This is a genomic window from Allobosea sp. 05T422_2 (assembly GCF_056396265.1).
On sequence record NZ_JBFTLD010000236.1, the window covers coordinates 1 to 10,992 of the forward strand.

The 10,992-nt window shown below is 64.0% G+C and carries 13 protein-coding genes; 2 read left to right on the plus strand and 11 right to left on the minus strand.

The genetic code is table 11. The features are described 5' to 3' along the window. Positions 1–110 precede the first annotated feature (110 nt). The 3 genes from AC1DJT_RS28475 to AC1DJT_RS28485 form a co-directional block, all read right to left on the minus strand. A complete protein-coding gene (locus AC1DJT_RS28475; RefSeq protein ID WP_441508060.1) occupies positions 111–554 on the minus strand; it encodes a DoxX family protein in 444 nt (147 codons plus the stop codon). Between the two features lie 184 nt (positions 555–738). Then, positions 739–1,035 (minus strand): putative quinol monooxygenase, encoded by a 297-nt coding sequence (locus AC1DJT_RS28480; protein WP_441489960.1) that lies wholly within the window; start codon positions 1,033–1,035, stop codon positions 739–741. Positions 1,036–1,241: 206 nt separating this feature from the next. Beyond that, positions 1,242–1,883, minus strand: coding sequence for a hydrolase (locus AC1DJT_RS28485; RefSeq protein ID WP_441508061.1), 642 nt, complete (start codon positions 1,881–1,883; stop codon positions 1,242–1,244). Positions 1,884–2,185: 302 nt separating this feature from the next. Here AC1DJT_RS28485 and AC1DJT_RS28490 point away from each other — a divergent pair, with 302 nt between their 5' ends. Continuing rightward, positions 2,186–3,100, plus strand: coding sequence for a pirin family protein (locus tag AC1DJT_RS28490; protein WP_441508062.1), 915 nt, complete (start codon positions 2,186–2,188; stop codon positions 3,098–3,100). Positions 3,101–3,144: 44 nt separating this feature from the next. On the opposite strand, the gene AC1DJT_RS28495 is transcribed toward AC1DJT_RS28490, so the two are convergent. From AC1DJT_RS28495 to AC1DJT_RS28510, 4 genes are read right to left on the minus strand one after another with little or no spacing between them, the layout of a single operon-like run. Then, a complete protein-coding gene (locus AC1DJT_RS28495) occupies positions 3,145–3,423 on the minus strand; it encodes a GNAT family N-acetyltransferase (RefSeq protein WP_441508063.1) in 279 nt (92 codons plus the stop codon). A gap of 54 nt (positions 3,424–3,477) precedes the next feature. Beyond that, positions 3,478–3,942, minus strand: coding sequence for a DoxX family protein (locus tag AC1DJT_RS28500; protein WP_441508064.1), 465 nt, complete (start codon positions 3,940–3,942; stop codon positions 3,478–3,480). 21 nt (positions 3,943–3,963) lie between these two features. Next, positions 3,964–5,541, minus strand: a complete 1,578-nt coding sequence (locus AC1DJT_RS28505) for a DHA2 family efflux MFS transporter permease subunit (RefSeq protein ID WP_476835352.1) — start codon at positions 5,539–5,541, stop codon at positions 3,964–3,966. 25 nt (positions 5,542–5,566) lie between these two features. Further along, on the minus strand, positions 5,567–6,715 hold the full coding sequence (locus tag AC1DJT_RS28510) for an HlyD family secretion protein (RefSeq protein WP_441508066.1): 1,149 nt from the start codon (positions 6,713–6,715) through the stop codon (positions 5,567–5,569). A gap of 253 nt (positions 6,716–6,968) precedes the next feature. Between AC1DJT_RS28510 and AC1DJT_RS28515 the strand changes: the two genes are divergently transcribed. After that, positions 6,969–8,045 carry a LysR family transcriptional regulator gene (locus AC1DJT_RS28515; protein WP_476832543.1) on the plus strand — a complete coding sequence of 359 codons (1,077 nt, stop codon included), beginning with the start codon at positions 6,969–6,971 and terminating at the stop codon, positions 8,043–8,045. A gap of 162 nt (positions 8,046–8,207) precedes the next feature. Here AC1DJT_RS28515 and AC1DJT_RS28520 read toward each other — a convergent pair whose 3' ends face one another. The 4 genes from AC1DJT_RS28520 to AC1DJT_RS28535 form a co-directional block, all read right to left on the minus strand. Further along, positions 8,208–8,363: a hypothetical protein gene (locus AC1DJT_RS28520; protein ID WP_441489968.1), complete on the minus strand. Its 156-nt coding sequence runs from the start codon at positions 8,361–8,363 to the stop codon at positions 8,208–8,210. A 279-nt stretch (positions 8,364–8,642) separates the two neighbouring features. Then, complete coding sequence (locus AC1DJT_RS28525; protein WP_476835353.1) at positions 8,643–9,878, minus strand: FtsX-like permease family protein; 1,236 nt, start codon at positions 9,876–9,878, stop codon at positions 8,643–8,645. Beyond that, positions 9,875–10,537: an ABC transporter ATP-binding protein gene (locus AC1DJT_RS28530; RefSeq protein WP_441508069.1), complete on the minus strand. Its 663-nt coding sequence runs from the start codon at positions 10,535–10,537 to the stop codon at positions 9,875–9,877. Before AC1DJT_RS28530 ends, AC1DJT_RS28525 begins: the two co-directional genes overlap by 4 nt. Before the next feature lie 34 nt (positions 10,538–10,571). Continuing rightward, on the minus strand, positions 10,572–10,992 hold a 421-nt coding region (locus AC1DJT_RS28535), incomplete at its 5' end, for a hypothetical protein (protein WP_476835354.1).

Consider the following 10,992-nt stretch of genomic DNA (forward strand, 5'->3'; position numbering starts at 1 on the left):
CTGACGCCCTTAGATCATCGGACCGGATATCGTATCCGGTTCGATGATCTAACCCTTTGTGTTTGCATCGGCTTTCCCGAAGACCGCAATCCACTTTTCGGGCCGATGCTTTAGAATTCCCGGCCGAGCCAGCGATCGAGTGACAGCCGGCCACCGCCATGCACCGACATCAGGGCGAAGGTCCCGAGCCAGACCACGGTCAGGTGATAGCCGGTGCCGCGCGGGATCATGACCATCACGAGGATCACCACGAGCTGGATGAACAGCATGAAAGCGAGCGGTCTGGTGAGAAGGCCGATCGCGATGGCGAGACCTCCGAGCAATTCCAGACCGCTGGTGAAATATGCGAGCGGCACGGCCGGCTCCAGACCGAGCCGTTGAAACAGTTCGATGTCGCGGGTCATGCCGTCACCGAACAGCTTGGTCCAGCCGAATGTCGCCATGATCAGCCCGGACGTGGCGCGCATTGCCGCATAGGCCAGAGGTTCCAGAGCGGCGTAGAGGGGCGCCAATTTCGGGATGATAGCGCGCTGCTTATCCAGGTTTTCAGCCATGACGGGGATCCAGATTGCGGAACGTGGGTGATCGATCGGTCGAGTGGGGCGACGCATCGGCGATGCGGCGCAGCGGCCTGTTGCGTTCGGGGCGAGGAAGAGCGGAAGCGGCGCCGGGACGCGTCTTCGCCGGCCGTGTGAGCTGGAACGCAGCAAACGCGGCTAAGGCATCGTCCCGAGCTCTTCACGCGATGCGGTTCAGGAAGCAGGCGATCTCGGTGCGTTCAACATTGGCGGCGCCATGGTCCTGGAAGTGCCGGATATGGTCCCCTTCGTTGTGATGCTTGTCCCGGGCTTCGGTGCTCGCCCAGTGTTCAACGAAGACGAAGCGGCGCGGATCATTCTGGTCGACGAAGAGATCGTACCGCAGACTGCCTTCTTCCCGGCGTGAGGGCTCGACGACATTGGTCAGGTCGCGGCGTAGGTCCGCCTCCTTGCCGTCCTTCGCGTAGAGAGAAACAACGATGAAGAGCTCGCCCATTCTGCCGATCCTCCACGGTGGGCAGGTCAAATCAGAGAAGCGCCCTGCGGCTCCCGCCGGCGGGCCGTTGCCCTGATCGATCCCAGGTTCTCATCCGGATCGATGCAGCACGCTCCCGACGACAGGAGCCGGAACCTGCGTCATTCGAGCCCGAGTGAGACACTCCAGCCTGGATCACGTCACGGCGCCGGCGGCTTTGTCCCGACTTACTCGGTCCGATCGTAGGAGAACTGGATGCCGGCCGTGCCGCCGGTCTCGATGAACAGGTTGATGAAGGCTGGAACGGTCTCCTTGCGGGCCCAATCGCGCTGCAATTCGCAGAAGAGCTGCGGCACGCTGATCATCTTGCCGCCCGCCTGCTCGATCCGCCGCAAGCCCGCCTCATGCGCCGCAACCGAAGTGCCGCCGACAGCATCGGCGACGACATAGACCTCGTAGCCGGAGACGAGTGCGTCGATCGCCGGGAAGGTCAGGCAGGCCTCGGTCCAGAGCGCCGTCATGATCAGTTTCTTGCGCCCGGTCGCTTCGATCGCCTGGCGGAATTCGACATCCTCCCAGGAATTGATTGTGGTGCGATCGATGGTTGGAATGCCCTTCAGGGCCTTCTGGACCTGCGGGATCGGCGGCTTGTTGAGGCCGGTCTTCACATTCACCGTCGAGTGGACGATCGGCAGCCCATAAGCGACGGCCGCCTTCGCGGCACCGACGATGTTGTTGATCATCAACTGTCGGTCCATCGAGGCGATCGAGTTCACCTGAACCGGCTGATAGTCGATGATGATGAAGGCCGAATTCTGCGGCGTCAGCAGGTGATCCTTGCGCGGGTCGCGAATGGCTTCGCTTGTCATGACGTCATCCTCGCTGTTGCTTTGGCACGCTGACCGGTGCCTTGACGGTGGCGCAGCCGCGCCGGGCGCCCGCGACATCGTCGCCTCAGGGTCCGAACGGGCAGGTCAGCCTAGCACCGCGATTCAGCCCCGGAAGCGTACCGCTCCCGAACTCTGTGTTCTTTCTGGTCGAACAATGGTGCTGTGCATGACCTCGCCATCCCCCACGGTGAGGCTCATAATCGCTGCCCGGAAACTCAGGGCCGATGATACAGCGGCGATCGATCCCGATTCCRCTTGGTCCGTGCGCAAGGGAGACGCCGATGAGCTGGCTACCGACGGAAGACCCCATCACGGGCGATCGAAAATCCTGCGATGCACTCGAACTTGTCGTCGTTCCGCGCGTGCGCGACCTCGGCGGCTTCAACGTCCGGCGTGCGCTGCCACATGGAAGGCGCCAGATGGTCGGCCCTTTCATCTTCTTCGATCATTTCGGGCCGGTGCAGTTCATCGCCGGTCATGGCATGGATGTCAGGCCTCACCCTCATATCGGCCTCGCAACAGTGTCCTACCTGTTCGATGGACGCATCATGCACCGGGACAGCGAAGGCAATGTGCAGGAGATCAGCCCGGGCGCCATGAATCTGATGACGGCGGGACGGGGCATTTCCCATTCCGAGCGCACGCCTGAAACCGATCGCGACGGGACCCACACGATGCTCGGGCTGCAAAGCTGGATTGCGCTTCCTGTCGCGCAGGAGGAGATCGCTCCCTCCTTCCAACATTATGGCGCGACGGATCTGCCGACCATCCAGGACCAGGGCGTGAAGGCGCGGATCATCGCCGGTTCCGCCTTCGGCAAGGCGGCGCCCGTCAGCATGGCCTCTGAGTGGTTCTATGTCGAAGTATCGCTTGGCGCAGGCATGAGCGTTCCGCTCGACGCCGATCATGAGGAGCGTGCGATCTATGTCGTCAGCGGCGAGATCGATATCGCGGGCGACCTGTTCGAAGGCCCGCGCCTGTTGATCTTCAAGCCGGGCGACCGGATCACGGTCCGCGCGACCCAGCCGACGACAATGATGTTCCTGGGTGGCGCTGCGCTCGAAGGTCCCCGTTACATCTGGTGGAACTTCGTGTCATCGAGCAAGGAGCGCATCGAGCAGGCCAAGGAAGATTGGAAGCAGGGGCGTTTCGGGCATGTGCCCGATGAGAGCGAATTCATTCCTCTTCCGGAATAGCCAGGCAGTTCGCAGCGGGCGCGCGGGCGGTTCCCAGCCTGCTTTCAGCCGTCGATGATATCGTCATATTCGGGATGCCTGCTGGCCCAACCCGCCATGAAGGAGCAGCGGAGGACGATCTTTCGCCCACTGGCACGGATGAGATCGAAGGTCCCCTTCGCCAGCCTGGAGCCGATGCCCTGACCTGAAAGCTCCTGCGGTACTTCCGTGTGGGTCAGCACGACACGGTTTGCGTCGAGCCGATAATAGGCCAGGGCCAAGCCTCCATCGACCGCCAGTTCGAAGCGGTTCAGGTCCGGGCGGTCGATGACGATGCCATCCATGGCTTTCTTCCCTCCTTGTCGGTTCACGCAAGTTCGAGGCTGCTCCCTTCCCGGTCACCGGGAACGGAGCAATCCGAACAGGCTGCGGATTTGACGATGTCCGCCTCCCATTGCCAAGGCGAGGAGAAGCCCCCCGAACAGGCCGGCATTCTGGAGAAAGATCACGCTCTGGGGCAGGGGGATCGGGCCCGTATCATTCCAGGGGGCATGAGCAACCACGGTMGCCATCGCGGTAAATCCCGCGAGCAGTCCCGCACCGATCCAACTCGTCCGTGGCCAGACCAGCAGGGCTGATCCGCCCAGCTGCGTCACGATGACGGCGGCCGCCATGAGGGTCGGTAGCGGCAATCCATTATGGGCCATTTCCTGTACTGCGCCGCCAAAGTCGAACAGCTTGCTGAGACCGCTGAAGACGAAGCCTCCGGCCAGCAGCATGCGGGCGAGCAGATATCCGGAATGATGTGTCTCGACCTCGGGCGAAGCCCGGTCGCTGGACGAAGTCGGCACTCGAATAGACATGKGTGTTCTCTCCCTGGGGGATTACAAGAGCTTTCCGGGCAGCATGGTCTTGCGGAAGCCAAATGCGATCAGGATCGATGCGAGCATCAGGATGCCGAGCAGCAGGAACGCGTCGCGATAGGCCAGGACGAAGGCTTCCCGTTGCAGCGTGCGGGCGATGAGGGCGGTAGCTGCCCGCGTCGCTTCGATCTCGGGCAGGCGCGACGAGAACATCTGCGACAGCGTCTCGATCCGCTGCGTGGCCTGGATGCTTGCGGTCGTGACATGCTGGCCGAGCAGGTTCGAATGCACCTGTTCCTGAACCCGGACGAAGGTGCCAACGGCGGCCACGCCAACCGCCGAGCCGACCGTGCGCAGGATGTGAACAAGCGATGCGATCCAGGGAATTTCGCGCAGCGAGATGTCTTCGGTGATCAGGACCATGATCGGAATGGCCAGGAATGGCGCGGCGCTCGACTGCACGACAAGGGGAACGAGAACCTGGCTCGCGTTCCACTGGCTGGTCAGGCCTGCCATCATCAGGAGGCCGACGCCCTGCAGCGCGGCGCCGAAGACAAGCAGGCGGCGCGGATCGACCCTGTAGCAGAGGCTGGCGACGAKCGGCATAAGGAGCAGCTGCGGCAAGGCGGAGGCCAGGAACACGCTGCCGCTCTCGAGCGCCCTGTAGCCCTGCACCCGGGCGAAATATTGCGGCAGCACGAGAGCTGATGACATCACCGCGATGCGCGTCAGGAACATCATGAACAGGCCGAGCCCGGTGTTGCGCCGCCAGAGCAGGCGGGGATCGACCAGCGGATCGTGATGCAGGAGCGCGTGGACCAGGGCGCCGCCGAGGAGAAGCGTGGCCGAGGCCGCCAGTCCGGTAATAAGCCCCGAGGCGAACCAGTCGAGGCGGTTTCCCTGATCAAGCGCAGTGACAAGAGCCGCCAGCCCGAGTGAAAGCGCGATCAGGCTGAAACCGTCAGGCCTTCGAAAGCGCATGTACTTGATCGGATCGCGGGTCAGGCCATAGGACCCGGCGAACAGCGTCAATGTTCCCGGCAGCACGTTCAGCCAGAACAGGTACTGCCAGGTGAAGTGGTCCATCACCCAAGCTTCGATCGACACCGAGAGGCTCGGTGTGAAGGCTGAGATCAACGCATAGAAGGAGAGGCCATACAGGCGCATGGGCTGAGGCAGATGACGCATCGTCACCGCATAGGCCATCGGGATCAGGACGCCGGCACTGAGCCCGCGCAAGGCCTGGAACATCAGCAGGACAGTGAGTGACGGGCTGAACGGCGCGGCCAACGAGAAGAGCGTGAAGAGCAGGGAACCGAGGAGCACGCCGCGGGCCGGGGACAGGATCCCGCGTAGCCAGACCGCGGCTGGGATAGCGGCAACCTCCGCCGTAATGTAGGCGGTCGTGATCCAGGAGCCTTCATCGGCTCCGATMCCGAGCGCGCCCCGAATGTCGGCGAGGCCGATTTCAGTCAAGCGCGCATTCACGAGTGCGGTGAACGTGCCGAGCAAGACCGCCGCGACACCGACCAGTGCGCGCAGGCTCGGTGCGGCCGCGATTGGACGCGCAGGGGCTGCGGGATGGATTGCGGTCGCCATGATCGAGCCTCCCGAGGTTGCGGGTTCAGCGTTGAGCCTGTTCCGGCGCCAACCGGTCGGTGTGGATCGTCGTGACGACCGACATTCCGGGACGCAGCAGCCCCTCCAGTTCCGGAGTGGAGTCGAGCGCGATCCGAACTCCGATACGCTGGGCGACCTTGGTGAAATTGCCGGTTGCGTTATCCGCCGGCAGCAAGCTGAACTCCGCGCCGCTGGCGGGCGACAGACGCTCGACGCGGCCGGTCAGGGCGCGGCCAGGGAAGGCATCGATCGTCACGCTGACGGCTTGGCCTGGCCGGACCTGCGAAAGCTGGGTTTCCTTGTAATTGGCCACGACATGCACCCGTGGCAGCGGCACGATCGAGATGAGCTGCGACCCTGTGCGGACATATTGCCCTTCGCGGACCGAACTCGCGTTGGTGATGCCGTCGATCGGGGCAGAGATCCGCGTGTAGCCGAGATCGACGCGCGCAAGGTCGAGAGCCGCGCGCCGGCTTTGCAGTTCGGCTCGAGCCTGCTGATCCTGGGTTCCAAGCACCGCGAGCTGTTGCCGCTGAACTGCGATTTCAGCCCGCTTCTCCAATAGTCGCGCATCGAAGCGCTTCGTATCGGCTACGGCGAGTTCGAGCCGCTGTGCCGTCGTCCAGCCGTCGCGTGTCAACGCCTCCTGCCGACCGCGTTCCTGAACGGCACGGTCGCGATCAGCCAGGATGGCCGCGATGCCGGCTTCTGTCTGAGCGATGACATAATGCTGCAGCTCGGTCCGGCTTTCGGTATTGCGCAAGGCGGCATCGGCTGCTGCGACGCCGGCTTCTGCCTGTCTGACGCGCGCCGCGTGTTCCGTGTCTTCGATCTCGAACAGTGCGTCGCCCGCCTTTACCGGCTGAAAGTCCGCGACCACGACCCGGGTGACCCGGCCCCCGGTTTGCACGCTGACCGGAACGGTGTCGGCTCGAAGATAAGCGTTGTCGGTCGTCTGGTCGGTAAGCCCCGCGATCCAGTGTCCCCATCCCAGAGGGATGACGATGGCAAGCCCGACGCCTCCCACCAGCACGGAGGTGCGGGCGAGGTTGATCAGCGCGCGGCGCGGCTTTCTCTTGTGCTGTGCCGGTTGTTCGCTTGTCTTTGCGGCGGGGCCTTCTGCCGGGCGAAGGCGGGCGACTGCAGCGCTCATGTCGATGTTCCTCACCGGCCAATCTGATCTGCCGGGTGCGGCCCGAATATGGGATCTCAGGGCTTATGATTGAAATGAAACTATGCCATTTGAAGAATGAGTGCTGCTCATATGGCTTCCCCTCGATGAGAGCGGGGCACCTCGTGAGACGAAGGGAGCTGCGGAGCGCTTCGGCTGCCGGCTGTRGTCGCAAGGCAGGCGGCCAGGCTGTCTGGCGAAGGGACGAAGATGAAACCTGCCATTCACAAGCTGCGTGCCGAGGCGGTTTCCCCTGGCGAGCTCGGTTCCGGGGGCAGCTGGCGGTCCGGTCGCGAAGGAGCGCGAGCAAGAGCTCCCCGGTTCTCAATTGGATAAAGCTCGGCCAATGAGCATCCTTCACAAGCTTGATTTGAATCTCATCCGCGTCTTCGATGCGGTCATGGAAGAGCGAGGCGCCTCCCGCGCCGCTGCTCGCCTGGGTTTGACCCAATCAGCCGTCAGTCATTCCCTGAACAAGCTGCGGCGGATCCTCGACGACGAATTGTTCGTACGCGGCCCCGGCAGAATGCACCCGACGCCGCGCGCTGAAGAGTTGGCACAGCCGATCAAGAGCGCACTTCGTCAGATCGAGGCGGCGTTTCACGGGCCTGTATTCGAACCGGGCTCATCTGAGACGCGCTTCGTCATTGCTACATCCGACTATGTCATCGGCGCCCTGATGCCGCCCGTTCTTTCAAAACTGGGACGGATCGGGCCTGGCCTGCGGTTCTGGCTGCGCCCGTTCAATGATCTCAACCTCGTGGAAGAACTCGATCGCGGAACCCTGCATCTCGTCATTGGAGCGTTCGGGCGCGTCCCGTCCCGCCTTGTCATGGAGCCTCTTTTCACAGGACCGAATGTCTGGGTCATGCGGAGAGGGCATCCTGCTGCGACCGGCACCTTTGGTGTGGAGGAACTGGCGGAATTCCCGCATCTCGACATTCTCATCGCCGGCCAAGGCGCAATGACTGCGGGCGGAACAATCGACCAGGAGGGCCTCGAACGGGCCTATGTCAGCAGCAATCCGCTCCAGCTCGAAGCGCTGATGGCGGAGCGTGGCCTGACACGCAAGGTCGGGGCGGTTGTGTCTCATATTCTCACGGTGCCCCCGATTATCGCTGCCACCGACATGATTGCGTTCGTCCCCAAGCAATTGGCGGAGCAGAATCCGGGGCTTGAATTCCGTGATCCGCCCTATCCAAGCCCGGCGCTTCAGATCTCGATGCTGTCCCACCGCACGATGGGAGCACACCCATCGGTTGCCTGGTTGCGGCAGGAATTGGTCCGGGAGCTTGCGAGCCTGTCGGGCTAGGCGTGCTCCGAACGCAATGATCCTGCGGGCCATGCGTGCGTTCGGGGCCTGTGCCGGGCGGCACAGGGGCAGGGGGCAGTCCTCTCCAAGACCGGCGGCCAATCTCCTCGGAAGGGTGAGTTCATTGCCGCGATGGCCCGGGCACAACATGCAGTGTCGTCCCTAGACGTCACTTCCACCCCGTTTCAATTCCCAGGTCAGTATCGCCAGTGCGAGCCGTTCGAGCTCGAGGTCCGTCATCGGATTATGGGCGGCTGCGGCGTGGATCTCACCGGCACGCGCACAAGCACGCAGGTAATCGGCCTCCGAATTCAGCACGATTGGGCGCCGGCCAGGGAACTCGGGAGCGCGGTTTCGGCGGCGCTCTGGTCGTTCGTCACGCATTCCTGATCATCGCGTTTTTGACCGCCATCGATCGCCATCCTCGAATGCCATCATGGTGCGGCGAGAGGTTAGGCTCATCGCTGCCGATGACAACCCTGCGTTGCGATCGTTGGATGGTTTCGTTAATCAAGCACTAACCGCTGGGAATGGCACCATGAACAGCCGCGGCCGTTCGACCTTGACCTTCGCCAGCAAAGCGGGAGCCGCCACGCTTCAGTCGCGCAGTCCCGACGCGATCGGGTTGGCGAACGAGGCGATCGCCGGCAGCAGGCTKAGAACGGTGCCGACGACGAACAGCAGGGCGATCTGCAGGAATTCAGGCTTGTCCAGTGCGATCGTGAGGCGAAGGCCGGTCTGCGCCTCGATCAGGCCTGACAGGACGCCGGCAGCAGCACCACCGAGCAACAGCCCGGCGATACAGCCGAGCGCCATCAGCAGGGCCATGCCGAGCCAGATCACGAGCAGGACGTAGAGCCGGGATGCGCCCATGGCACGCAATACGGCGTAGCGCCGCCGCCGCAGCCCGGTCACCGCAATCAGCAGCAGAAGGATCGAGGCCAGCACCAGCGTCGCATTCAGCGTGGAAGCGAAGACAAGCACACCACGCGCGTCGCCGAGCGAGCGATAGATCCCGACCAGGACTTCGGCGGGAAAGAACGCCATCGTCCCGCCCTGGCGATACTGGCTGCGCAGGGCATAGGCCCCGGCCACGCTGCGCGGCTTGACGACGATCGCGGGCACGCCGGGCACAGGCACGCCATCGAAGGGCGGCCCGATCGTCTCGGTGCCTGCGGCGTGTCCATTGCCGAGCCCGTGAACCTCCCAGACGCTCTCGATCGGTACCAGGATCGCGCGGTCCCAGGGCGATCCGAGCGGCGGCAGGCGGCCGACGATGGTGTAGTCGTGGCCGGCATGGCGGTGTCCGGCCTCGTCCTCATCCTCCTCGCCCGCTTTATGAGTCTGGCCGGCAACACCATGCGACGGCGTGATGCTCTCGCCGAGCCGATAGTCGACATCGGCGCCGATCAAGGCTTCGCGTTCCCTGGCGAAGAGGCGCCCCTCGCTCGGTGTGACGCGGCCCCAGCGCGTGGCAAAGGCCGCGGTCGTGCCGATGATCGGATAGCCACGTGTGACGTCGCCGAAGGCGATCGGCGCGAAGGCGGCGACACGCTCGTCCCGGGCCAGCGACTGCAKGACGCTTCCCTCCATCAGCGGGATCGCGTCGAGCTGCAGATAGACCGTCGACATCAGCAACTGGGTCTGGCTGCCGGGCGCACCGATGAGGAGGGCGAAGTCATCCGCCGCGGCGGCCGAACTCTGCCGCAGCGCCCGCTCCTGCGCGCCGATCGCCACGCCGACTGCAACCGCCAGCGCTATCAGGACGACAATCGCGGCCGCCGTCCAACGCAGGGCGCGAAGATCGGCGAGGATCATTGCGAAGGGATTCATGCGGCCTGCTTCGCAATCGGAGACGCGGCCTTGATGTCGAGCCGATGCTTCATCCGCGCCAGGAGCGCGGCATCATGCGTGGCGCAAATCAAGGTGGCGCCGGCCTCAACGGCCGCATCGACCAGCAAGGCGCCCACCTCATCGGCATGGGCCGCATCCAGACTGGCCGTGGGTTCGTCGGCGAGGATCATGGCAGGCTGCCGGCAGACCGCGCGGGCAATCGCAACCCGCTGCTGCTCGCCACGTGAAAGTACTCCTGTCCGGCGGCGCAGATCAGTGAGACCCATGCGCGCGGCGACGGTCTTGGCATGCTCCCGCTCGGCCGGGCCAACCCTCCAGGATGAGAAGGTCGTGGGCAGCGTGATGTTGCCAAGGATGTCGAGTTCCGGGATCAGGTGGAAATCCTGGAAGACGGAGCCGAGCGTCGAGAGACGCCAGCGGTCGCGATTGCCGGGCGACAGGGAGGAGATCTCCGTCTCGCCCCATGAGACCCTGCCTGTGCTCGGCACGATCAGCCCGGCAATCAGGTGCAGAAGCGAGGTCTTGCCGGAGCCTGAGGGGCCGCGCAAACCGATATGAGCGCCGGAAGGCACTGTGAGTTCGGGAACGTCCAGCACGCGGAAAGGGCGCCCGTCGCCGCCGCGATGGTCGAGTGTCACGTTTGAAAGCCGCAATGTCCGAGCGGCGGATCGCTCAGGCGAGTGTGAAGCGGGCATCGACGAGTCTGATCTGGCTGACGAAGCCGGTTTCCTGATCCGTGGCCGAGCCTATCTCCAKCCGACCCGACACGACGACCTTGCGACCGGCGCTGACCATTGGCGTGATCTCCTTCATGAAGACGACGACGATGTCGACTGGCCAGTCGGCATCCGATTGGCAGAACGGGCAGATCGCCAGCGGCTCGCGCGTGAGCACGAAGAAGTGGCTTTCCGGCTTCAGCGGAGGCGCCATGTAGCCGGTCAGGCGTACCTCTTGTCCGCGCAGGGCCGTGACGCGGTCCGAAAACTGGAAGCCGAGCACGCCGAAGGATCTGTAGAGGCCGTCGAAGGCGATCGTGGCCGGCTCCGCCGCTCGGACATCCCTGCAAAGCAGGGCCACCGCGAGACCCGTGAGG